General features: G+C 60.5%; 23 protein-coding genes. 5 read left to right on the forward strand and 18 right to left on the reverse strand.

The features are described from left to right. The first annotated feature begins 7 nt into the window (after positions 1 to 7). Positions 8 to 697 (forward strand): MarR family winged helix-turn-helix transcriptional regulator, encoded by a 690-nt coding sequence (locus tag H281_RS0130220; RefSeq protein ID WP_020070861.1) that lies wholly within the window; start codon positions 8 to 10, stop codon positions 695 to 697. A gap of 75 nt (positions 698 to 772) precedes the next feature. Here the strand turns inward: H281_RS0130220 and H281_RS0130225 are convergent, their stop codons facing one another. The 3 genes from H281_RS0130225 to H281_RS0130235 all read right to left on the reverse strand — a co-directional run bounded on the left by H281_RS0130225 (position 773) and on the right by H281_RS0130235 (position 4,128). Continuing rightward, positions 773 to 1,897: an aminotransferase gene (locus H281_RS0130225; RefSeq protein WP_020070862.1), complete on the reverse strand. Its 1,125-nt coding sequence runs from the start codon at positions 1,895 to 1,897 to the stop codon at positions 773 to 775. A 104-nt stretch (positions 1,898 to 2,001) separates the two neighbouring features. Next, complete coding sequence (locus H281_RS0130230) at positions 2,002 to 3,246, reverse strand: NAD(P)/FAD-dependent oxidoreductase (protein WP_020070863.1); 1,245 nt, start codon at positions 3,244 to 3,246, stop codon at positions 2,002 to 2,004. Positions 3,247 to 3,339: 93 nt separating this feature from the next. Then, the gene (locus H281_RS0130235; RefSeq protein WP_027805069.1) at positions 3,340 to 4,128 is read right to left on the reverse strand and encodes an ABC transporter substrate-binding protein; all 789 of its coding nucleotides are present in this window, start codon (positions 4,126 to 4,128) and stop codon (positions 3,340 to 3,342) included. A 236-nt stretch (positions 4,129 to 4,364) separates the two neighbouring features. On the opposite strand from H281_RS0130235, the gene H281_RS0130240 reads away from it, so the two are divergent. Continuing rightward, positions 4,365 to 5,336, forward strand: coding sequence for an ornithine cyclodeaminase family protein (locus H281_RS0130240; RefSeq protein ID WP_020070865.1), 972 nt, complete (start codon positions 4,365 to 4,367; stop codon positions 5,334 to 5,336). A gap of 121 nt (positions 5,337 to 5,457) precedes the next feature. Next, entirely contained in the window at positions 5,458 to 6,102 is a 645-nt protein-coding gene (locus H281_RS0130245; RefSeq protein WP_020070866.1) for a helix-turn-helix transcriptional regulator, read from the forward strand. A 40-nt stretch (positions 6,103 to 6,142) separates the two neighbouring features. Here H281_RS0130245 and dhaK read toward each other — a convergent pair whose 3' ends face one another. From dhaK to H281_RS0130305, 12 genes are all read right to left on the reverse strand, one after another. Next, positions 6,143 to 7,132: a dihydroxyacetone kinase subunit DhaK gene (gene dhaK, locus H281_RS0130250; RefSeq protein ID WP_027805070.1), complete on the reverse strand. Its 990-nt coding sequence runs from the start codon at positions 7,130 to 7,132 to the stop codon at positions 6,143 to 6,145. Between the two features lie 2 nt (positions 7,133 to 7,134). Further along, positions 7,135 to 7,776 carry a dihydroxyacetone kinase subunit DhaL gene (gene dhaL / locus H281_RS0130255; RefSeq protein WP_020070868.1) on the reverse strand — a complete coding sequence of 214 codons (642 nt, stop codon included), beginning with the start codon at positions 7,774 to 7,776 and terminating at the stop codon, positions 7,135 to 7,137. Next, a complete protein-coding gene (locus H281_RS0130260; RefSeq protein WP_020070869.1) occupies positions 7,773 to 8,810 on the reverse strand; it encodes an ABC transporter ATP-binding protein in 1,038 nt (345 codons plus the stop codon). The genes dhaL and H281_RS0130260 overlap by 4 nt, the downstream gene beginning before the upstream one ends. Continuing rightward, positions 8,803 to 9,906: an ABC transporter ATP-binding protein gene (locus tag H281_RS0130265; protein WP_020070870.1), complete on the reverse strand. Its 1,104-nt coding sequence runs from the start codon at positions 9,904 to 9,906 to the stop codon at positions 8,803 to 8,805. The genes H281_RS0130260 and H281_RS0130265 overlap by 8 nt, the downstream gene beginning before the upstream one ends. A 4-nt stretch (positions 9,907 to 9,910) precedes the next feature. After that, on the reverse strand, positions 9,911 to 10,105 hold the full coding sequence (locus H281_RS0130270; protein ID WP_020070871.1) for a hypothetical protein: 195 nt from the start codon (positions 10,103 to 10,105) through the stop codon (positions 9,911 to 9,913). Then, a complete protein-coding gene (locus tag H281_RS0130275) occupies positions 10,102 to 11,055 on the reverse strand; it encodes a carbohydrate ABC transporter permease (protein WP_027778467.1) in 954 nt (317 codons plus the stop codon). The genes H281_RS0130270 and H281_RS0130275 overlap by 4 nt, the downstream gene beginning before the upstream one ends. Continuing rightward, positions 11,052 to 12,008, reverse strand: a complete 957-nt coding sequence (locus H281_RS0130280; protein ID WP_020070873.1) for a carbohydrate ABC transporter permease — start codon at positions 12,006 to 12,008, stop codon at positions 11,052 to 11,054. Before H281_RS0130280 ends, H281_RS0130275 begins: the two co-directional genes overlap by 4 nt. A gap of 66 nt (positions 12,009 to 12,074) precedes the next feature. Further along, positions 12,075 to 13,406 carry an ABC transporter substrate-binding protein gene (locus H281_RS0130285; RefSeq protein ID WP_020070874.1) on the reverse strand — a complete coding sequence of 444 codons (1,332 nt, stop codon included), beginning with the start codon at positions 13,404 to 13,406 and terminating at the stop codon, positions 12,075 to 12,077. Positions 13,407 to 13,519: 113 nt separating this feature from the next. Continuing rightward, positions 13,520 to 14,539 (reverse strand): LacI family DNA-binding transcriptional regulator, encoded by a 1,020-nt coding sequence (locus tag H281_RS0130290; RefSeq protein ID WP_027805071.1) that lies wholly within the window; start codon positions 14,537 to 14,539, stop codon positions 13,520 to 13,522. Between the two features lie 224 nt (positions 14,540 to 14,763). Continuing rightward, the gene (locus H281_RS37055; RefSeq protein ID WP_020070876.1) at positions 14,764 to 14,940 is read right to left on the reverse strand and encodes a hypothetical protein; all 177 of its coding nucleotides are present in this window, start codon (positions 14,938 to 14,940) and stop codon (positions 14,764 to 14,766) included. Further along, positions 14,937 to 15,770, reverse strand: a complete 834-nt coding sequence (locus H281_RS0130300) for a class I SAM-dependent methyltransferase (RefSeq protein ID WP_020070877.1) — start codon at positions 15,768 to 15,770, stop codon at positions 14,937 to 14,939. Before H281_RS0130300 ends, H281_RS37055 begins: the two co-directional genes overlap by 4 nt. Positions 15,771 to 15,908: 138 nt before the next feature. Further along, a complete protein-coding gene (locus H281_RS0130305; protein ID WP_020070878.1) occupies positions 15,909 to 16,343 on the reverse strand; it encodes a GFA family protein in 435 nt (144 codons plus the stop codon). 146 nt (positions 16,344 to 16,489) lie between these two features. Between H281_RS0130305 and H281_RS0130310 the strand changes: the two genes are divergently transcribed. Next, complete coding sequence (locus H281_RS0130310) at positions 16,490 to 17,572, forward strand: AraC family transcriptional regulator (protein ID WP_051121059.1); 1,083 nt, start codon at positions 16,490 to 16,492, stop codon at positions 17,570 to 17,572. 107 nt (positions 17,573 to 17,679) lie between these two features. Here the strand turns inward: H281_RS0130310 and H281_RS0130315 are convergent, their stop codons facing one another. Both H281_RS0130315 and H281_RS0130320 read right to left on the reverse strand, forming a co-directional pair. After that, positions 17,680 to 18,255, reverse strand: coding sequence for a DUF308 domain-containing protein (locus tag H281_RS0130315; RefSeq protein WP_020070880.1), 576 nt, complete (start codon positions 18,253 to 18,255; stop codon positions 17,680 to 17,682). A 77-nt stretch (positions 18,256 to 18,332) separates the two neighbouring features. Then, a complete protein-coding gene (locus tag H281_RS0130320; protein ID WP_020070881.1) occupies positions 18,333 to 18,947 on the reverse strand; it encodes a hypothetical protein in 615 nt (204 codons plus the stop codon). Between the two features lie 154 nt (positions 18,948 to 19,101). On the opposite strand from H281_RS0130320, the gene H281_RS0130325 reads away from it, so the two are divergent. Then, complete coding sequence (locus H281_RS0130325) at positions 19,102 to 20,592, forward strand: HD domain-containing phosphohydrolase (protein ID WP_020070882.1); 1,491 nt, start codon at positions 19,102 to 19,104, stop codon at positions 20,590 to 20,592. A 29-nt stretch (positions 20,593 to 20,621) separates the two neighbouring features. Here the strand turns inward: H281_RS0130325 and H281_RS0130330 are convergent, their stop codons facing one another. Further along, on the reverse strand, positions 20,622 to 20,963 hold the full coding sequence (locus tag H281_RS0130330) for a cupin domain-containing protein (RefSeq protein WP_020070883.1): 342 nt from the start codon (positions 20,961 to 20,963) through the stop codon (positions 20,622 to 20,624). Positions 20,964 to 21,089 lie beyond the last annotated feature (126 nt).

The following is a 21,089-nucleotide window of genomic DNA, read 5'->3' on the forward strand; positions in this document are numbered from 1 at the left end:
GTTGTTCATGTCGAATTCCACGGTTGTCGTTGTGACCGGCGTGTCGTCGGGTATCGGACGCGCCACCGACGAACAGTTTGCGAGGCGAGGTCGACGCCAGCCTGAGGAAGACATTTGGGCTCGCGTGATGTCCTCTTTTTGTCGCAAGATGGCCGGAATCGCAGATATGGAAAGTCAGAATTGCGAGTCGTCGATGCCCGCAATCGCAGAGATCTCCGCGCTCGCGCTCAATCACTTCTTCGCCCAGCGCGCAATGCGCGCATTCGGGGCTCATTTCGACGAAGCACTGCGGCATACGGACGTCAACGCATCGCAGTTCTGCATGCTCGCTTTGCTACATCTACGCGAACCACTCGTTTTCGGCGACATGGCAGCGCAACTGGAAATGGACCGATCGAATCTGTCGGCCAATCTGGCGCCGTTGTTCCGCCGCGGTCTTATCGCCGCTATTGCCCACGAAGGAGATCGACGCAAACGCCAGCTCGTCGTGACGACCGAAGGCCGAAAAGCCGTAGCTTCAGCAATGATCCCCTGGATGCGTGCCTATCAGGAAACCTTTGCGTTTGTGCGACTGATCGATCTCGATTCAATGCGCGATCTTTTTCACGTGGTTCGGGATATGAAAAGGCTCGACGACGTGGACGACGCCAGCGGCGCTTCTGCTTTGCCCGGAACCTCGACTGCTGCTGCGCATTGACTAGCCCGGTCATTCAGGCTCGCATGTCATGAGGCCCCACGGTCACCGAGGTGCGATCTAGCGCACCTCGCCAACTCAATGACTCTGACCAGCGAGAAATTCCGACAACCTACCGAGCCCCGCTTCTAGCACGCTGCGGTTATTGGCGTAGCCAAGCCGCACGTAGCCTTCCATATCGAGCGCACTGCCAGGTGTCAGCATTACACCCGTCTGCTCGATCAACGCGGTGCAAAACTCGCGCGACGACATGGGCAGGTCATACTTCAGAAGTGCAGTTGTTCCCGACCTCGGCTTTAGATAACTGATAGCAGGTTCTTTTGCGATCCACGCATCCACGATAGCAAGGTTCGTCCGCACAATGTCCTGGTTGCGGGCAAGAATGGCCGCGCGATTTTCCAGCGCGATCGATGCAAAATGATCATCGATCATCCCCACACTAATGGTGTTGTAGTCCCGATGTATCGCTACTGCGCGGATAAGATCCTTCGGCCCGGCGATCCAGCCGAGACGCAGTCCGGCGAGCGAATACGTCTTCGACATACTGCCCGTGCTGATGCCGCGCTCGTAGAGGTCGGCCATCGACGCCGTATAGCCGCTGCCTTGCTGATCCGTGCCGCGATAAACCTCATCGCACAAAACATACGCGCCGCACGAGCGCGCGATGTTTCCCACCTCTGTTAGAAATTTCTCGTCCATCAACGAACCGGTGGGGTTGTTAGGATTGTTGATCGCGATCAGCCGTGTCCTGTCATTCACCAGACTGCGCAGTTCCGCGAGATCAGGAAGAAAACCGTTCTCTTCGCGCAGCTTCAAAATGCGTACATCAGCACCGTAGCTTTCCGGAATCGAGTAGTGCTGCTGATAGGTGGGCAGCACTGAAATCACGGTGTCCCCCGGTTCGACCAGCGTCTCGTACACCAACGCGTTTCCGCCAATCGCGCCATGCGTCACTATCACATTCTCGGGCGACTGACGGTCGTACATTGTCGAAATTGCTTCGCGCAAGCGCGCCGATCCTTCAATCGCGCCATAGGTGAGCTTCAGCGAGCGCAACTCGTCCAGGATGCTGTCCTGCTTGTGTGCGAGCGTGAGCAACTGGTCGACCGTGAGCGACTCGACGCACGTCTCCGCAAGGTTATAGGTGCATTTCGTTTCATACTCATCCATCCAACGCTCAACCCCGAAATCCTTGATCTTCATCTCATACTCCCAGGACATACATCGAATAGCCGTTTCACCGAAGGCGGTAAAACGATCAGGACATCTCGCCACGCCGCCCGTCGCAGCGAAGCATTTTCATAGCGCTAACGACTGAACCGTTCGACACGGAACGGATGCGGATCTGCAAACGTCGGTGCCCCGGTCATCATTTCCGCTAGCAATCGCCCAGTCGCGGGCCCGAGCGTCAGCCCGTGGTGGTTGTGTCCGAAGGCAAACCAGAGCCCGGTGTGACGCGGTGCGCGTCCGATCACAGGACGCATGTCGGGCGTGCAAGGCCGCAGGCCGAGCCACGGACTGTCATCGAGCCGCTCGCCGAGACCGAAGCTCGGCCGCGCAAAACGTTCCGCCCTTCCAAGCTGGATGCCCGTCGGTTCCGCGTCGCGCCGCGCGATCTCCACTCCGGTGGTCAGCCGCAGACGCCCTTCCATCGGCGCCACTACATAGCCCTGCTCCGCGTCGACGAACGGCATCGAGAGCATGGGCCGGGTCGGGCGGTAATGCATGTGATAGCCGCGCTTCACGCGAAGGGGGATGCGATAGCCAAGCGGCGCGAACACGCAGTCCGACCACGGACCGAGCGCCACCACGGCTTCCTTTGCGCTGATTCGCCCGGACGTCGTCTGGACCGTCCATGCGCCCGCTCGTCCGCTTAGCGTGGCAGCGTCTCCAGTAAGGACCACTCCGCCGCTCGCTTCGAAAAGGCGTGCGTAGCCTTTTGTCAGCTCGCCAGGATTGACGACGCTCATTGGGTCCTGCCAATGCAGTGCGCCACAAAATCCGCCAACCGCGCCCGGTTCCCGCGCGGCGAGCGTCCCACCATCGAGTACCGAAACCCGCAGACCGTAGCTCCCGGCCGTGGCCTCGGCCGCCGCCGCCTCGCGCGCCAATCTTGCCGGCGTGCGATAGGCGTCTATCCAGCCCGTAGCGCGCACGAGATGCTGAAGCTCTGCACGCTTGATCAAGCGCTCATGTTCCGTGACGCTTCGCTCAATTAACGGCAACATGTCCCGCGCGGCAGCCATCAATCGCTCGGCGGAAGACTCCCACCAGAAACGCGCAAGCCACGTCGCGAAATGCGGCACCGCACGGTAATCCCAGTACAGGTCGGTCGAACGATTTTTTGCGAAGCGCAGCAACGTTCTGAGGTCCCGAGGGAAACCGTACGGAACCACGGCGGCCCTCTCAATCAGCCCCGCGTTGCCGAAGCTGGTCTCTTCGCCAGGAGCGCGCCGGTCCACAAGTGCCACGCGGCGGCCGCGGTCCTGAAGATGTAGCGCGCACGACACGCCCACTATCCCCCCGCCCAGCACGATGACGTCGAAATCCATAGAGTTGCTTTAGTGTCCCTGACGGCGCACGGCGAAAGTTTCGTGCACCTGGCAGCGGGCTGCGCGATGACCTTCCGTCGGCACGTCGATGCGTTATCTGGCGATGATGTCCTGCTTGAAGTACTTCTGCGAAAGACTGCTCAACGTGCCGTCTTTCTTCAGCGCATCAAGCGCGGCATCGACTTTCGCGACCAACACCTTGTCGCCCTTGCGAAGGCCCCAACCGGTGCCTTCTCCCAGAGTAGCAGGATCGCTCAGCGGCTTGCCGACGATCGCATACTCGTGACCTGCGGGCTTTACGAGGAATCCATCCTGCACCGTTTGTGCTTCCTGAACCGCGGCGTCGAGGCGTCCGGCAACGAGATCGGCGTAGACCTGATCCTGGTCCGCATACGGAACGACGGTCACGCCGGCAGGCGCCCAATGACGCTTCAGGAAGTCTTCCTGTGAGGAGGCCTGCAGCACGCCAACACGCTTGCCCTGCAGACTCTTCACGTCCGGCAGCAAGCCAGATGCGCGTCGGGCCACCATCACGATCGGCACTACGTAGATTGGTTTCGTGAATTCAATCGACTGTTTGCGCTTCTCAGTGATGTTCATCGCCGAATTGATCACATCGAATTTTCGCGCTTGCAGCGCCGGGATCAGTCCATCGAACGCGTTCTCGACCCACACACACTTCATGCCCAGCTTTGCACAAACTGCGTTGCCCACATCGACGTCGAAGCCTTGCAGTTGCCCAGTGGGGGACTTGCTTTCAAACGGCGGGTAGGCCGCCTCTATTCCAAAGCGCAGGGTTTCCTGGCTCTGGGTGGTAACGGTGCTCAGAGAAGCTGCGGTGGCAGCGACAAGGAGAAGTGAGAGCTGGAGCTTCCGGAACATGAGAGGTCCCCTGTGTGGTCGGGCGGCGACGGTTGACTGCATGGACAACGGCCGATAGGCCTGGTTTGAGACATCGGATGAAGCGGCAGGATCGTCGCCTCACACTTGCTCTGGAATGACAGTCTATTCTGGACAAACAGAAAATCAAGTGTTTTCTAAAATAAAAGTCCAGTCTGGACGTTTTGACTTAGAATGCCTTCATCGCCGACCCCGGCAACATTGCGGAGCGCAAGTCAATGAGCATGTCAGATAGAGGGTTACCCCTGATCGTCGATCAACACGCAGTGCTGGAAGCACTGCCTCATCTCGACGTGCGCAACGTGCTTGCACGCATGTTTCGCGCGCTTGGAAGTGATATGGCCGTGCAACCGGAGCAGACGCTGACTCCGTTTCCGCAAGGCGCCGGTGACTTCATTACCTACCTGGGCGTGATGGCGGATGCGAAGGTGTTCGGTGCAAAGCTCTCGCCGTACATCGTCACGCAGGCGAAGCCCGTCATCACCGCATGGACGGCCCTGATGTCCATGGAAACGGGACAACCGCTGATGTGGTGTGACTCGGGCCTGCTGACGGTGGAGCGCACAGCCGGCGCAACGGCACTGGCGGTGGAGCAGCTTGCCAGCGGCACGGCGACCCACCTTTCGATCATTGGTTCGGGCGCGGTAGGACAGGCTCATTTGCGCCACCTCGCACCGGTCAGGCCATGGGAGTCGATTCGAATCTTTTCGCCGGAGCTTGCCAGCGACACAACGAAGTGTGCGCAGCTGGCGGCGCTCGATCACAGAGTCGCCATTTGTGACGGAATTCAGGAGTGTGTCGCTGCCGCTGACGTGATTGCGCTGTGTACATCCTCCGCCACACCGGTTCTGCACGAAAGCATGCTGGACAAGCCAGCGCTTATCACTTCTATCAGTACCAACGTCGCGAACGCTCACGAAGTCCCACCCGCCTGGCTTGCCAGCATGGACGTCTACTGCGACTACCGCAACACCACACCCTCGAGCGCGGGCGAGATGAAACTGGCCGCTGAACACCATGGCTGGCGCGCCGAATCGATTGTGGGTGATCTCGCGGAACTGATGTGTGGCAAGGCGGCCAAACCATCGTACCGAAAGCATGCGTTCTTCCGCTCGATCGGTCTGGGCCTTGAAGACGTCGCCATTGCCTATGAACTCTTTACGTACCTGAATAAGCGAGCTCGCGTGTAAGTGGCTGCCAAATGAAGACGATGAAAGCACCTGCTCGCTGGAATGATGGGGGCGCCCATCGTGGCAAAATGCGGACTCTGTGCCCGTGCGAATCTTGAGAAAATTGCGAGCAGTCACCCCAATGCGAAAACCTAAGACAACGGCCAGCCGTCGGCTACTCCTCGATCGATACAGTCGCGTTGCTGATGGCATTGCCCTACTGTTCTTTCCATACGTCGAGATCGTGATCCACGACCTCGCTAGCCAGACGGTCGCCTACATCGCCAATAACCTTTCAAAGCGCGAACTGGGCGACGACTCTGCACTGGAAGAAATCGATCACTCAGCGGACTCCGGTACGGTCGGTCCGTACGAGAAAACCAATTGGGACGGACGGCGGATGCGCTGCGTGAGCACCGTCCTGTTCGACGACGCTGGAACTGCTGTAGGCATGATGTGCGTGAACTACAACATCTCCGTGTTCGAAGACGTCAAGAGTGTCATAGATCGCGTGATTTCCGGCGCCGGCGTGGTTAAACAGCCCGAAGAGCTATTCAAGGACGACTGGCAGGAACGCATCAACACTTTCCTTCACGCGTGGCTTCAGGAGCGTCAGCTGGCACTCAATTCCCTGACTCGAGACCATCGCCGCGAGATTGTTGAGGCGCTTTGGGCGGAAGGAGCATTCAAAGGTAAAAGCGCGGCCAACTACGTCGCTAATGTGCTGGGGATGGGACGCGCCACCGTCTACCAACATATCAGGGACTTACGCGGCGCGGCGGCTTGAAGCGACAACAAAGCGCGGCGGCTCGCGCCGCCGCCCGGTGTTACACGCCCCACCTCAGCGCCGGCGTATGCACTGCGCTGTCCCAGTGCTTCGTCATCTGTTCGTCGAGCATGCAAAGCGTAATTGAAGCGCCGGCCATCTCGAGCGACGTGGTCAGCGAGCCAACCTGCACACGGGCGATTTTCAGATCCCGCTTTTCGAGCCACGCGCGCGTCGAATTGAAGAGCAGATAAAGCTCGCCAAGCGGTGTGCCGCCAAGGCCGTTCACCAGCACCAGCACGCCCGCGCCCGCAGCCGGCTTCAAATCGTCGACTATCGCGGTGAGCAACTCCGCCGCGATCGTATCGGCGGACGCAAATTTCGCACGCCGCCTGCCCGGCTCGCCGTGTATGCCGACACCGACTTCGATTTCATCGTCGCCGATCTTGAAGGTCAGCGTGCCGGCTGCCGGCACCGTGCAACTGGAGAATGCGACGCCCATCGAAGCCGTACGTTTGTTGATGCGATTGCCAAACGCCTTGCATTCGTCGAGGCTCGCGCCGCTTTCCGCGAGGCTGCCCACCAGCTTCTCGACGATGACCGCGCCCGCAACCCCACGGCGCCCGGTCGTATAGCTGGAGTTTTCCACCGCGACGTCGTCGTTGATCAGCACCATCGCGTTGGGCACCTCGGACATCTCCGAGGCCATTTCGAAGTTCATCAGATCGCCCGAATAGTTTTTCACGATGAACAGCACGCCCGCGCCGGTATCGACGGCCTTGGCGGCAGCCATCATCTGGTCGGGTGTCGGCGACGTGAAAATCTGGCCTGGACACGCGGCGTCGAGCATGCCGTGGCCGACAAATCCCGAATGCAGCGGTTCGTGCCCGGAGCCGCCGCCCGAGATAAGCGCGACCTTTCCCGGCTTCAGGTCCTTGCGCCGCACGAACACCGGTTCGCGATTGAGTACGACCAGGTCGCCATGCGCCGCGGCGAATCCCGCCAGGCTCTCGGCGAGAAAGTCGTCCACATGATTGATGAATTTTTTCATCGTCATGCTCCTTGTCCGTTGTGTTGCGCGAGTCGCGCGCATACCGAGGCAATCATGATCTGGCTGGAGCGCGCGCCCGGATCGATATGCCCGCGCGAGCGCTCCCCGAGAAACGATGCGCGTCCCTTGGTTGCCAGCATGTCGCGCGTTGCCAGCATGTTTTCCTCGGCGACTCGCGGCAAGGTGGCGAGCACCGTTCGCGCCGCTGCGTTTTCTGTCGCCAACTGCTCGAAGCGCTGCGCGACCGGTATCAACACGTCCATCATCGTCTTGCTGCCGACGCCGGTCTTGCCTCGTTGCCCAACGGCCTCGACCCCCGCCGCAAAGATGCGAGCGAAGCCAGCCACATCCATTGCATTGTTCGCGGACGCTTTCGCCATACCGTTGAGCAATGAGAAGAACAATGGACCCGACGATCCGCCCACCGTGGACAGCACCTTGGACGCCGCGATCTCGAGCGCGGGGCCGAGTGCTTGCGCCGCGATCTCCGCGCGCACCGCGAGGAGCGCTTCCATGCCGCGCAGCAGATTGAAAATGTGATCTCCATCGCCGATCTGCTGGTCGAGCGACGCAATCTCGTCGGTGTGCTCCTTCAACGCCGCATACGCGGCGTCGATGCACGCCATGACCGTTTCGCCGTTCATGTCGGGATCCTCCTGCCGTCGGCATGGAAATATAAAAGGCTGCGCGGAGGCAAAGACACGCCGACCCGTTGCCCCGGTGAGAAACTGCGCTCGGTGACGGTCGTGGCGACCACGGCGGTTCCGGCGCGATCCAGAATCAGCAGATGACGCAGCGGCGAATATTCGAGCACCGTGAGATCGAGTGCATCCTGTGCGCCGCTCGCGTGACCTTCAGCCGGGTCGTGCAGCACGATGTCCTCGGGACGGATCCCGACGGTCGCCGTGCCCGCCGGCATGTGTGCCGAGTCGAACAGTGTGGGCGGCAACAGGTTGATCGGCGGAGAGCCGAGCCGTTGCGCGGCGCTCAGCGAGACCGGATTGCCATACACCTCGCGCGGCGTGCCGAGTTGCACGAGACGCCCATGATCGAGAATACCGATGCGATCCGCGAGCGTAGTCGCTTCGACCTGATCGTGCGTGACATAGACGATGGTGGCACCAATCGTACGATGCAGGCGCTTCAGTTCGATGCGCAACTCCTCACGCAGCTTCGCATCGAGCGACGACAGCGGCTCGTCCATGAGAAACGCCTTGGGCTGCCGCACGAGCGCCCGCCCAATCGCCACGCGCTGCATCTCCCCGCCGGACAAATGTGTGGCCATGTTGTCGAGTTTCGCTTCCATATGCAGCATTTCCGCGACCGCGTGAACCCGCGCGCGCACATCCGCTTCGCTGCTGCGCCGTCTCGGCGAGCGCAGCGGAAACGCCAGGTTGCCGAACACAGTCAGGTGCGGGTAAAGCGAGTATTGCTGGAAAATAAAAGCGACATCGCGATCGGACGGATGCACACCCGTCGCGATCGTCCCGTCGATCAGCACGTCGCCCGCGTCGGGCCGCTCGAGTCCGGCGATCAGACGCAGCGTCGTGGTCTTGCCCGCGCCGCTCGGTCCGAGCAGCACCACGAACTCGCCGTCGGCCACGTCGATCGAAATATCGTCCACCGCCGCGATGTCGCCGAAGCGTTTGGACACGTTGCGCAACTGGATTTCAGCCATGAGCTTCTCCGTGTGCAGGAATCGTGCGAGCGGCGCCCGGCAGCAACCGGCCGCTCTGCGCGTCGTACAGCAGCGTGCGGTCCTTGCGAAACGACAAACCGACCGGCGATCCGGCCGGCAAGCCATCGTCTTTGCCGACTCGCACCCGCACGACGCCCAGCGCGGTTTCCACCACCAGCACCTGATGCGAACCGAGGTATTCATCGGCAATGACCTTGCCGCGCAGCGGGCCGTGCTCATCGATCGTCACATGCTCGGGACGAATGCCCAGCAGCACGCGTTCAGCGCCAGCCTCCGAGCGCGGCACCGGCACTGCTGCGCCGTGCAGCAGGACTTGTTCGTCGCCCGCATTCACGCCCCCATCTGCCGCGAGGAAATTCATGGGCGGACTGCCGATAAAATTGCCGACGAACACCGTCGCCGGAAAGTGATAGATCTCGTGAGGGGGTCCGGCTTGCAGCAACTCGCCTTTGTTCATCACGACAATGTCGTCCGCCATCGCCATCGCTTCGCTCTGATCGTGCGTGACATAAACGGTCGTCGCGCCCAGCGCGTTATGTAGCTTCCGCAACTCGAGACACATCAGCTCGCGGAAATCCGCATCGAGCGTGCCGAGTGGCTCGTCCATCAGAAACGCTTTTGGCTGCCGAACAATCGCCCGGCCCAGCGCCACGCGCTGCCGGTCGCCGCCGGACAGGCCACCTGTTTTGCGATCGAGAATGTTCTCGATGCGCAGCATGTGGGCGGCGGCATCCACACGCGCCGCGATCTCCTTGCGCGACACATGCTCGTTCCTGAGCGGAAAAGCGATGTTGTTACGCACGGTCATATGCGGATAGAGCGCGAACATCTGGAACACAAATGCAATGTCGCGTTGACGCGCGCGCAATTGCGTCACATCGTCACCGTCTATCAGGATCTGGCCGGAGGTGGGTAACTCCAGGCCCGCTATCATGCGCAGCGTCGTAGTTTTGCCGCAGCCCGACGGACCCAGCAACACGACGAAGCGCCCCGCGCCAATAGTCAAACTGGTGTCGCGCACAGCGACGAAGTCGTCGAAACGCTTGTGAAGGTTGGCAAGAACGATCGTCGACATGGCGTCAGTCCGGGAAATGACTGGTCACGACAAACGCCAGGGCACCGACCAGGACCACGGGAAACGACCACGTGAACAGTGTCAGCGAAAACGGCTGCACCAGCATTGCCATGCCGAGACCGATCAGTGCGGTCGACACTGCCTCGCTGTAACCGCGGCGCAGATAATGTCTTTGTGGCAAAACGGACTCTCGTTTCATTTGCGCACCGCTCCGAAGGTGATGCCGCGCAGCAGATGCTTGCGCAACACGACAGTGAAGATGAGGATAGGCACCACGAAAAGCGTCGTCGCGGCCGCGACGGCCGGCCAGTCCTGACCGCCCTCGCCAATAATGAACGGAATGAACGGCGGCATGGTCTGGGCATCGCCGCTCGTGAGCAGCGACGCGAATGCGTACTCGTTCCATGCGAAGATCAGGCAGAAAATAGCGGTCGCGGCAATGCCCGTGATGGCCTGCGGCAGCACGACCTTAACGAACGCCTGGAGCCGCGTGTAGCCATCTACGAGCGCGGCCTCTTCGTACTCGCGCGGAATCTCGTCCATGAAGCCCTTCAGAAGCCAGACCGCCAGCGATACATTGACCGCTGTGTAGAGCACGATCATGCCGACGTAACTGTCGCTCAGGCCGAGCGCCCGATACATCAGGTAAATCGGAATGGCGACTGCAATCGGCGGCATCATGCGCGTCGACAGAATGAAAAACAGCAGGTCGTCGGCAAGCGGCACCTTGAAACGGGAGAACGCATAGGCCGCCAATGTGCCGAGAAATACCGCGAGAAAAGTCGAGCCAAAACCGATCACCAACGAATTGACGAAGCGCGGCAATACTTTGGACGGGCCGGCAATCACCATGTTTCGCTTGCGTACGTCGCGCTCATACCAGGTCTGCGCGGGCGGAAGACTCGCAATGAATTCCGGCGTTTGCCGCGAACGGATCGTGAACAGATTCACATAGCCTTCCATCGACGGTTGGAACAACACGACTGGTGGATATGCAATGGCATCTTCCTGCGTCTTGAAGCTGGTCAGGCAGATCCACAGAATCGGCAAGATCGCGATCAATGCGTAAGTGATGACAATCGCAGCGGCAAAGCGCTTGCCGCGTGGCGAAGAAGCCACCACCGAATGTTGAGCGGTAGTCGGTCTCATCGCTGTTTCACCCGGTTGAGCGCCTTGACGTAAATATTCGCCGCACCGAATACCGTCACGAACAGAATGATTGCCAATGCGGATGAGTAGCCTGTCTGCCATTTCTCGAAAGCAGCGCGCTTCAGTGTGATCGATACGGTTTCGGTTACCGAACCGGGTCCGCCCGAAGTCAGCAGGTTCACCATGTCGAACATCTTGAAGTTCTCGATGCCCCGAAACAGCACGGCCAGCATCAGGAACGGCAACGTCATCGGCAACGTGATCGACCAGAACTGCCGCCACGGTGTGGCGCGATCCACCTCGGCGGCTTCGTAGATATAGTCGGGAATCGAGCGCAGGCCCGCGAGGCAGATGAGCATCACGTACGGCGTCCACATCCATGTATCGACCATCACGATGGTCCACGGCGCGAGCGACACGTCGCCGATCATCTGAAACGAGCCCGGCGCAATGCCGGTGAAGAAGCCGACGATATCGTTGAACAACCCCGTTTGCGGTTGCAGCAGAAAGGTCCAGAAGTTACCGACCACCGCCGGCGACAGCATCATCGGCAGCAGGATCAGCGTGGTCCAGAAGCTGTGGCCGCGGAACTGCCGGTTGATGAGCAACGCGAGGCCGAAACCCAATAGCACTTCGAGGCCAACCGACCAGAACACGAAGCGCGCCGTTACCTGCATTGCGTACCAGATGTCTTCGTCGGTGAGAATGTCCACGTAGTTGTCGATTCCGACAAAGCGCGCCGGCACGCTCGGCATATTCGATTTGAAGTTCGTGAACGACAGACGCAACGCCCAGATCAACGGAAAGATGTTGATCGCGAGCAGCAGCAGAATTGTTGGAAGAATGAACAGCCACGCAATGGTCCTGTCCGACAATCCAGTCAGACGCGTGTGCGCGCGCGCCGCCGCCGGCGACTTCATTTCCGCCGACGAAAAAGGCTTGTTTGCCAGCATGCCTCGCTCCTTTAAAGGCATCGGCGGCATCCGTGCAGGCGCCGCCGGTCCCGTCCTCGATACGCGCTAGTTCTTGCCTTCCGCCTTGAAGACCTTGTTCCAGTCTTTGACGAGCAAGTCCAGCGCTTCCTTGGCCGTGCCCTTGTCGGCCACCACGTAGTCGTGCACCCGCTTTTGCATGTCGAGCAGGAGTTCCGCATAAGTGGGCTCGGCCCAAAAGTCTTTGACGATCGACATCGACTTCAGGAACGCCGGCGCAAAGGGCGCGCTTTTCGGAAAGTCGGGCGCATCGACCACTGATTTCGCCGCCGAATAACCGCCAAGCTGCCACCACTTCTTCTGGACGTCTGGTTGCGCGAACCACTTGATGTACTCGAGCGCATCGTCTTTATGATCCGAATAAGCGACGACAGAAATGCCCTGCCCTCCAAGCTGCGTGTACTGCTTCGTTTCGCGCGGGTTGACGAAGAAGCCGATCTTGTCGCCGCCCACATTCGGGTCTTTGTAGAGTCCGGGGAAGAATGCAAACCAGTTCATTTGCATGGCCACCTGGCCGGACTTGAAGGCATCCAGCCCTTCCTGCATGTACGCGTTGGTCATGCCCGGCGCCGTGCAGCACTTGTAAAGCGCCTTGTAGTACTCCAATCCCTTGACCGCGCCCGGCGAGTTGACGAAGCCGTCGAGGTGGTACGGCTTCTTCGGGTCCTGATACTCGAAGCCGAAGTTGTAAAGCGCATTGGTCACGCCCATTGTGATGCCTTCGGAACCGCGCTCCGTGAAGATGTAGACACCGTAGACCGTCTTGCCGTCTATCTTGCGGCCCTGGAAGAACTCCGCGGTTTGCTTGAGTTCGTCCAGTGTGGTGGGCGGTTCGAGTTCGCGTTTATACTTCTGCTTGAATTCGGCACGCAGTTCAGGACGAGCGAACCAGTCCTTTCGATACGTCCAGCCCACTGCGTCCGCCATGGCCGGCAACGCCCAGTAATTAGGCGTGTTCTTCGGCCACTCCGCGTAACCCACTACAGTCGCCGGCACGAAGTCGTTCATCGAAATCTTGTTCTTCGCAAAGAAATCGTTGAGCTTCACATAGTGCCCGTTGACTGCCGCGCCGCCAATCCATTGGCTGTCGCCGATGATCAGGTCACATAGTTTGCCATGCGAATTAAGTTCGTTAATGAAGCGATCCGCGTAACTCGTCCACGGCACGAACTCGAACTTCATTTTGATGCCGGTTTTCGTGGTGAAATCTTTCGACAATTCGACGAGTGCATTGGCCGGGTCCCATGCTGCCCAGCATAGCGTCAACTGCTTGTCCTGTGCCTGCGCGCCCGGTGCCATGCCGAGTCCCAACGCAATGATGCCCGCCGCTATTACCCTTGCTGACGTAAGACGTAACATTTGTCTTCTCCTTGTCTTTCCCGGGTCTCCAACCTGCTGTGGAACAGCGCCCATGCGCCGGGTGCTGTATTTGAGCTCAGCGGATTCGCACTGCAATCCGCGTGTCGCGAGCTTCAGGCATGCGCATTCTCACGAAGATAGATTCTGGTTTCCGGCGTTGGAATGGCGAGCGCGCCACGCACGTCGTTAAGACAATTGATCGCAACGAGGCCCGACCAGTGGACGATGCCGCGCACGTCCTGATCGAGGATCACGTCGATAGCACGTTCTGATAACTGCGTGCGCGTCGCCGCAGTGCATTGATGGCCGATCAACACGAGGCGAGCCTTGTCGCCGGATTCCTGCAATGCTCTTGCGATGCCCGAAATGCCGCCACCTGTCGCATAAACGCCAACCAGATCCGGGTGACGCGCAATGAGACCTTGCGCGGCGAGGCCCGCGCCGTCGTCGTCTTCAGTGAAGTCCGGTTCGGCGATCCAGCGCAGATTGCGGAAGTCTTCTTCGAGCACCTGTGAAAACCCGGTACGCCGTTCGAGTTGATCGTGCAGGCGAGATGAGCCCGACAGGACCGCCACCGTGCCGATGCGCGCACCGAGAAAGCGGCCCATCAACGCACCGGCCATGCGTCCTGCGATCCGGTTATCGACGCCGACATATGCTGCGCGACGGCTGGCGGGCAAATCGGAGAAGACAGTGACAACGGGCACGCCTGCATCGCTCGTGTCTTCGATAAGACGTTCGACCGCTGGGTAGTCGAGCGGCACGAGCACCAGCGCGTCGTAGTCGATGACCTGCTGCGCGAAAGCAATGGTGTCGCGATGAGATGAGAAGTCGCACCGGTAAAACGACGGAATGATCCGGTGCTCGCGAAAGAAGCTCGCGGACAGTGCGATGTCGCGCTCGACGTGATCGAGAAAGCGCGAATTGACTTGAGGGAGAACGAAGGCGACGCGATAGGAATTGAGCTTGGCGGGACGACCGCGACTCGCGCGGTCGTCTCGCAGCGCCGCGAGTGCCAGATGCACGCGCTCTGCCGTTTCGGGACGCACGGCCTGGTCGTCGCGCAACACACGATCGACCGTGGCAACGCTCACGCCCGCGCGACGCGCAATCATCATACGTGTAGCCGGCATGTGTCTCCTCCGCTGCCGAGCCCGAACTGCTTTGTTTAATCAAGGTAGTTTTTCCCGCGTGAAATGCAAGTTTTTTCGCAGCAGTAAACGCATCATTTTTGACAGCACGAATGCGCTGCGTCTCCGCATGGGCGTCATGCGTGGGGTGCGTAGTATGAGGAAATGAATTGGGCTTTACCGCGCACGAAGGCGCGGTAAAGCAGCAGATTGCAATGAAGCGGCAGTCAAGCCGAAAGACCCAACACCGTCAGGACGAACCGAAGACCGAAAAAGCACGCCGACGAGCACAGTGGCAACGCAATCATCACCGAACCGTGCCGGAGACCGATCACGCAAGCGATCGACCAGAGGCGCGAGGCGGATCCGAGCAGGACGGCGACGCTGCGCTCGACGCCGTTCATGATCGTTCCACCACCACTTCGAGATACTCGCTCGGCAGCACGAGGGTCGCGTCGCCGGACCGGTTGCGGCTCTTTATCAAGGTCATCAGATCGCTGAGAAGCGCTGCTTGCCGCTCGCCGTCGAGTGCGCCAAATGCCTTGTTCACCGGTCCATAAAACGTGCGGAAGACTTCGACGAAATGTTCTGGGGAGCGGTAACGGAACGTGAAATGGCGGCTGTTCGCGTCGATCTTCCGGGTCTTGCCTTCAAACAGTGTTTCCAGCCGCGCCTTCGTGCCCCACAGCGCAGGCGATGCCACGCCCACGGGTGGCGGAATGTGCATGCCGATTGTCTTGAACACCTGTCCGATGAAGCTATCCGGTGTCCAGTTCGCGAGGCCGATGCGGCCGCCCGGTTTGCACACACGAGCCAGTTCAGCCGCTGCCTTCTCCTGGTCCGGAGCGAACATCACACCGAACGTCGACATGACGATATCGAACGAGGCGTCCGGGAACGGCAGCGCTTCCGCGTCCGCTTCCTGAAACTTGACGGCAAGACCCTCTGCTTGTGCCCGGGCACGGCCGGCGTCCAGCAGTGAGGCGACATAGTCAGTGGAGGTGACATCGCACCAGCGGCGCGCGGCCGCCAACGTTGCATTGCCATTGCCTGCTGCAACGTCGAGCACGCTCGAACCGGCGCGTAGGTCAAGCGCTTCGCACAGAGTTTCACCGACGATCTGCAGCGTCGTGCCGACGACAGCATAATTGCCGGTCGACCACGCGGCCTGTTGACGGACCTTGACGGCAGCGAAGTCTGCGACGGGCGAAAAAGAAGAATCGACTGCGGACATAAACGACTCCTGAGAACCAAGGGCAGCGGTGAGTCAATGCTCGAAGTTGCTGCCATTCAGATGACGCCGCGAACTTGCACTGCGAGAAGGCCCGCGCGACGATCGGGCGAATCGAACCTGAACCGCGAGGTGCAATGGTTATTCGGCGACGCTGATACCCGAGCCGCCCATTTCCCCCGGCAGATCTTTTTGCTTGGGCAGACCGTCTTTCATTCGAAGGCGCGACTCCGTGTAATGAACGTGCACACCGGGTTCATATGGGAAGTCGGCGATGACCGCGGCGTACACGTCGATCAGTTCGAGCCCGGGATGTTCGGTAAAGAGATGTCCACCACATGACTTGCACCACTTGCGATAGCTATGCGGCGTCTTGTTGTAAGTGCCGATATCATCGGCGCCGCGAGTAACGTTTAGCGCCTCGGGCTTCCACAGCGTGAATGCATTGACGGGCGCCGCCGACCAGCTTCGGCACGACTCGCAATGGCAATAGCCCATGCCCGCAGGCTCGCCGGTTACCGTGAATTGCACTGCGCCGCAAAAGCATTGACCGCGATAAGTCTCTGGGTAACTCATGTCGTTCTCCTGATGGTGTAAGTCGACGCTATACCGTTCGTTGTTGCGGATTCGCGTGAGTGCTAGTATCGGGACGCAAGCCATATCGGTGAATGACCGGTCGTCCAGATGTTTTGCGCAGGACGCCGAAACTGATGGACAACACCATGGATGCTCTTTCCGACGTACTTCGCCTCGTGCATCTAAGTGGAGCGGTGTATCTAAGCGCAGACTTCACTGCACCCTGGTGTGTTTTCGGCGAGGCGACCCGGGAGTTGTGCGTGTCGTTTCTTCCGCGTGCGGAGCGCATCGTCTCCTATCACCTCATCACCGAAGGAAGCTGTCGCGCACGACTCGTCGACGACCCCTCCTCCGCTATCTGCGTCGATGCCGGAGAACTTCTCGTGGTGCCGCAGGGTGAAGCGCATCTAATGGGCAGTTCGCTCGAACTCGAACCGGCGCCCTCTCACCAGATGCTGTCGCAGTATCTGGAAACCACACCGGGCGACGTGATCAGGTTGAGTTACGGTGGGGGCGGTGCGAAGACGCGGCTCATTTGCGGCTTCCTCGCCTGCGACGACACGCTGACCAATCCGGTGCTGTCGGCATTGCCCCGTATGTTCAAGATCGACATGCGCAACGACGCGAGATCCGCGTGGCTTGAGTCATCGTTGAAACTCGCGGCTTTAGAAGCAGCTGAATGGCGCGTAGGCAGCGCGATCGTGCTCGGTCGTTTGTCCGAACTGCTTTTCGTGGAGGCGGTACGGCGTTGTGTCGATTCGCTGCCTGCGGACCGCAAAGGATGGCTGGCCGGCGTCAGCGATCGTTTCGTGGGACGATCGCTCGCGTTGATGCACGCGCAACCGGCGCATGGCTGGACGGTCGATGAACTTGCCCGCAAAGCGGGCCTCTCGCGTTCGGCGCTTGCACAGCGCTTTACTCAATTGCTCGGCCAGCCACCGATGCAATATCTGGCGCGCTGGCGTCTGCAAATCGCGGCACAGGCGTTACGTGACGGAGCGCAGTCGCTTACGGCTATTGCGGAGCGGGTCGGCTACGAGTCGGAGGCGGCGTTTAATCGCGCGTTCAAGCGGGAATTCGGTTTGCCGCCCGCCAGTTGGCGACGCAGCCACTTGACGACGGACGGCCACGATTCGATGTCCGACTCGGCCGATGCGAGTTTTCTCTCAGGCGAACGTTCGCCCGACGTCGGCGGCAAGGCCGGCGTCAGCGGAATCTCGCCTCTATAAAGCGGTTCTAGGTGCGGCGGAAATAGAACATCCGGCCAATATCGAACGACTCATGAAGCACATGCAGAGGGAATGGCGTCGTGAGAATGGCCAGTTCTTTCCGCCGTTCAGGCGACCTTGCGGCGCAGCCGGCGTGCATAGAGCCAAACCGCGGAAACCAGATAATAGATTGCGCCCACCGCGGCGTATCCTGCTATGCGTGAGATAGCCGGGGGCATCGCCACTCCGGCTTGCACGATGAAGTAAGCACCTGCCAGCGCCGATTGTGCGCCGCTCAGAACCATCGCCCATTGCGCCGAAGAGCGCTTCCAGCGGCGCAGCGCAGTTCCGAGTTGCAAGAGCCCTGACAGTATCGCCCACGCCCCGAAGACGCCAAGCACCCAGCTCATACTGGTTCTCAACGCCAGAATTACTGCGATCGCCGTGATGACGCTGATGACAATGTTGATTGCTTGCGTGCGGCTTTCCGCCATTCCGCCGCTGCGCGACATGTCGAAGTAATTGGCCAGCGCGTCCCATGCGGGATAAAGAAACAGTAGAGCCGCTGTCGCCTCCGGTGAGCGTTGCCCGACCGAAAAAGCAAGCGCGACCCAAACCGCTGAAAACGCGGTCCGCATAAAGTAGTAACGCGTTAGCCAGTGTTCTTCTCGAACGCTATTGGCATTCATGGGATGTTCATTCATTGCAATTCCTTTTCTGATCTCCGCTACGGTGGCGCCTCGTCAGCGGCTTTCATACGTAACGCTCGTGACGGCCCAACTTACATCGGGGGTGCCACTCCGTCCTTCTCCACGACGATCTGCAGCCCCTTGTAGGCGGCACCTGCGCCGTGGCTCGCCACGACGAACACCCGCTTGCCCGAGGTCAGTTCGTCGCGTGTAGCGGGAATGAGCGTGACGACCGGCGCGTTCGCGGGCACCGTAACGGTGTTATTGCCGCCCTTGTACGAAAGCTTGAGGTCGCGACCGCTGGTACCCTGCACGACCGTATCGACGTTCGCGTTTGTCATCGAGCTATTCGCGCCCAGGTCCCAGGCATAGTGACCTTCGGCAGTTCCTCGCGCGGCCTCGGGAAACACGAGCACTTCCTTCGCCACGAGCTTGCCGTCGGCGCCTGGCATTGCGGCGGCCCCCACGTAAGTACCGGGTTTGATATCCGAAAGCTGTACGGCTTTCACCGCATTCAGGCCGGTTGAATCGTCTACTGCGATGCTGACCGTTTCGCCGCTGCGCCGGTGTACCTGAAGCGTGCCGGCCGAATACGACTGGATGGTGCCCCTGATCCGTTCGGGCTTGTCCGCCGAGGGTTGAGCGAACGAGGCGTTAGCGAGCGTGAGGGCAATCGCCGAAACGACGAGTTGAAGTCGGAAAGACATGGATACTCCGTGTGTAGTCGGGTCTGATCGGTGGTAACAATCGCGTGACAGCATCGCATTTCGCGCTCTTCGGCGGCATCGGTCAGATGACCGACCCTTCCTCACAACGCGGGATCGCATATAGTTACCAGTCGTTCCCAAAGTGATTGTTCACATGACCCCAACGATCGACGACGATGCTGGTCACACGCCGCTGCGCGTATTCGATTCCGTGAAGGCGCTCGCCTTTATCGGCGATCTGAGCATGGGCCAGCCAACCGACCATTCGCTGCGCACAGGATGGCTCGCAGCGCGCCTTGCCGAGGCCGCCGGCATCGACGCGACGGCATGCGACACCGTCCGCGAGGCGTCGATGCTGCGCTGGTCAGGGTGCACGGCGAACGCAGCGGGCTTCGCAGACGTTTTCGGCGATGACATCACAAGCCGCGTCGCGATGCTCGAAGGTCGCGTCGACTGGATCGAGCCGCTCGAGGCGCTAGGCGGCGTCGCCGCGGTGCTCACGCCGCTCGCGCAAATTCACTGTGAGGTGTCGGGCGAAATCGCGCGCATGCTCGGTCTGGCACCCGCAACCGAAACTGCATTGCGGCACATCTTCGAAACGTGGGACGGCAACGGGCTCCCCGCGCGCCTGGAGGGAGCGGCGGTGCCGGTTCCGGTGTACGTAATCGGGCTCGCCGGCGATCTGGAGGTCTTCGCCCGCACGTATGGTGTGGAACGGGCGCTCGGGCTGCTTGCACAACGCGCCGACACCCGCTATCCGGCGCGGCTCGTCGACACCGCCGCGCGCCATGCGCCCTCCTGGCTGACGGAACTGGATCAGCTGTCCCCTGCGGATCTCGACGCCGCGTTGACGACATCGCGAATGCAACAGGCGACGTCGGCTGAATTGATCGCCGACGTGATCGACCTGAAGCTGCCGTGGATGACCGGCTTCTCGCGCGCAGTGGCCGCGACGGCAGCGGCAGGCTGTGCGCGGCTCACGCCGGACGAAGCGGCGCACCGGCGCGTCTATCGCGCGGGTTTGATTCACGGTATCGGCCGCGCGGCGGTTCCAAACAATGTCTGGAACATGGCCCGAGGCCTGCCGCCGAGCGCCTGGGAAAAAGTGCGCCTCGTCCCTTACTGGACATGGCGCGCGGGCCAGCAGGCCGGGGCGCTCGGCGAAGCGGCCGAGCTTGCGTCGCATGCGTACGAACGGCTGGACGGCTCCGGCTATTTTCGTGCGGCGCGCAATGCGGCGTTATCGCTCGAGGCGCGGATACTAGCGGCGTCGGTGGTGTGGGTCGCGTTGCGCTCGGCGCGTCCGTGGCGTGCGGCATTTTCCGCCGACGCAGCGGCGAAGCAGTTGCGCGACGAAGCGGCAAGCGGCCGGCTGGATGGCCACGCGGTGGAGGCAGTGCTGGGTGACGGCGCGGCCGCCGCCCGACGCGCTCCCAGTGGCACGTCTCAAGGTGCACGCCTCTCTGCCCGCGAGATCGATGTGCTGCGCGCCATTTCGCGAGGCGCGAGCAACAAGGAAGTCGCGCAGGAGTTGGCGCTCAGCCCGAGCACGGTGCGCACGCACGTGGAGAGCGTGTTTCGCAAGCTCGAATGCTCAACGCGCGCGGTGGCCACGCTCAGGGCATCGGCAATGGGCCTGCTGTGATCGCTCGACTCGTGCAGCGGCTCCGACGCTCAACCTGGAGCCGCGGCTAGCACGATGTCCGGGGCGCCTCCCGCCTGAACCATGATGTAGACGACATCGTCTTCCGTCTCGTTCTTGACGTGATGAACGACACCCGGATCGACGTTGAAGAAATCACGCACTCTTGTGCTCTTGACCAGGCCGCCGATTTTCGTCTCCACAGTCAGCACTCCGCTGACTACGAGAAAGCGGTCACTGACGTTGCTGTGGTGATGCCATTGCGTCTCGCCGCCCGCGCGGACAGTCGTTTTAGCGACGGTGTAGCCGTTCTCCCGTAGCAAGGTTTGATATGCGACGTTGCTATTGGCAAGAGGAATATCCTTATCGTCCATCCTGATGATTCCGTGAAGAGTTAGAAGAGAATGCGAGCGCGGCGGCAACGGCAAAAGGATCTCATGTCAGCAACCGCGGCGGTACCGGTCAAACGACCGATAACTTCCGCATTGCCGTTGCGCTGA

It is taken from the genome of Paraburkholderia caledonica, assembly GCF_000383275.1.
In the GTDB taxonomy this organism is placed as follows: Bacteria; Pseudomonadota; Gammaproteobacteria; order Burkholderiales; family Burkholderiaceae; genus Paraburkholderia; species Paraburkholderia caledonica.

Bases quoted from the DNA above. Each gene is read 5' to 3' on its own strand.
- H281_RS0130290 (WP_027805071.1), bottom strand. From the start codon at position 14,539: ATGCCGGCTACACGTATGATGATTGCGCGTCGCGCGGGCGTGAGCGTT.
- dhaL (WP_020070868.1), bottom strand. From the start codon at position 7,776: ATGAACGGCGAAACGGTCATGGCGTGCATCGACGCCGCGTATGCGGCG.
- H281_RS0130325 (WP_020070882.1), top strand. From the start codon at position 19,102: ATGACCCCAACGATCGACGACGATGCTGGTCACACGCCGCTGCGCGTA.
- H281_RS0130300 (WP_020070877.1), bottom strand. From the start codon at position 15,770: ATGTCCGCAGTCGATTCTTCTTTTTCGCCCGTCGCAGACTTCGCTGCC.
- H281_RS0130265 (WP_020070870.1), bottom strand. From the start codon at position 9,906: ATGTCGACGATCGTTCTTGCCAACCTTCACAAGCGTTTCGACGACTTC.
- H281_RS0130305 (WP_020070878.1), bottom strand. From the start codon at position 16,343: ATGAGTTACCCAGAGACTTATCGCGGTCAATGCTTTTGCGGCGCAGTG.
- H281_RS0130315 (WP_020070880.1), bottom strand. From the start codon at position 18,255: ATGAATGAACATCCCATGAATGCCAATAGCGTTCGAGAAGAACACTGG.
- H281_RS0130320 (WP_020070881.1), bottom strand. From the start codon at position 18,947: ATGTCTTTCCGACTTCAACTCGTCGTTTCGGCGATTGCCCTCACGCTC.
- H281_RS0130230 (WP_020070863.1), bottom strand. From the start codon at position 3,246: ATGGATTTCGACGTCATCGTGCTGGGCGGGGGGATAGTGGGCGTGTCG.
- H281_RS0130275 (WP_027778467.1), bottom strand. From the start codon at position 11,055: ATGAGACCGACTACCGCTCAACATTCGGTGGTGGCTTCTTCGCCACGC.
- H281_RS0130220 (WP_020070861.1), top strand. From the start codon at position 8: ATGTCGAATTCCACGGTTGTCGTTGTGACCGGCGTGTCGTCGGGTATC.
- H281_RS0130285 (WP_020070874.1), bottom strand. From the start codon at position 13,406: ATGTTACGTCTTACGTCAGCAAGGGTAATAGCGGCGGGCATCATTGCG.
- H281_RS0130270 (WP_020070871.1), bottom strand. From the start codon at position 10,105: ATGAAACGAGAGTCCGTTTTGCCACAAAGACATTATCTGCGCCGCGGT.
- dhaK (WP_027805070.1), bottom strand. From the start codon at position 7,132: ATGAAAAAATTCATCAATCATGTGGACGACTTTCTCGCCGAGAGCCTG.
- H281_RS0130235 (WP_027805069.1), bottom strand. From the start codon at position 4,128: ATGTTCCGGAAGCTCCAGCTCTCACTTCTCCTTGTCGCTGCCACCGCA.
- H281_RS0130225 (WP_020070862.1), bottom strand. From the start codon at position 1,897: ATGAAGATCAAGGATTTCGGGGTTGAGCGTTGGATGGATGAGTATGAA.
- H281_RS0130330 (WP_020070883.1), bottom strand. From the start codon at position 20,963: ATGGACGATAAGGATATTCCTCTTGCCAATAGCAACGTCGCATATCAA.
- H281_RS0130260 (WP_020070869.1), bottom strand. From the start codon at position 8,810: ATGGCTGAAATCCAGTTGCGCAACGTGTCCAAACGCTTCGGCGACATC.
- H281_RS0130310 (WP_051121059.1), top strand. From the start codon at position 16,490: ATGGATGCTCTTTCCGACGTACTTCGCCTCGTGCATCTAAGTGGAGCG.
- H281_RS37055 (WP_020070876.1), bottom strand. From the start codon at position 14,940: ATGAACGGCGTCGAGCGCAGCGTCGCCGTCCTGCTCGGATCCGCCTCG.
- H281_RS0130280 (WP_020070873.1), bottom strand. From the start codon at position 12,008: ATGCTGGCAAACAAGCCTTTTTCGTCGGCGGAAATGAAGTCGCCGGCG.
- H281_RS0130240 (WP_020070865.1), top strand. From the start codon at position 4,365: ATGAGCATGTCAGATAGAGGGTTACCCCTGATCGTCGATCAACACGCA.
- H281_RS0130245 (WP_020070866.1), top strand. From the start codon at position 5,458: ATGCGAAAACCTAAGACAACGGCCAGCCGTCGGCTACTCCTCGATCGA.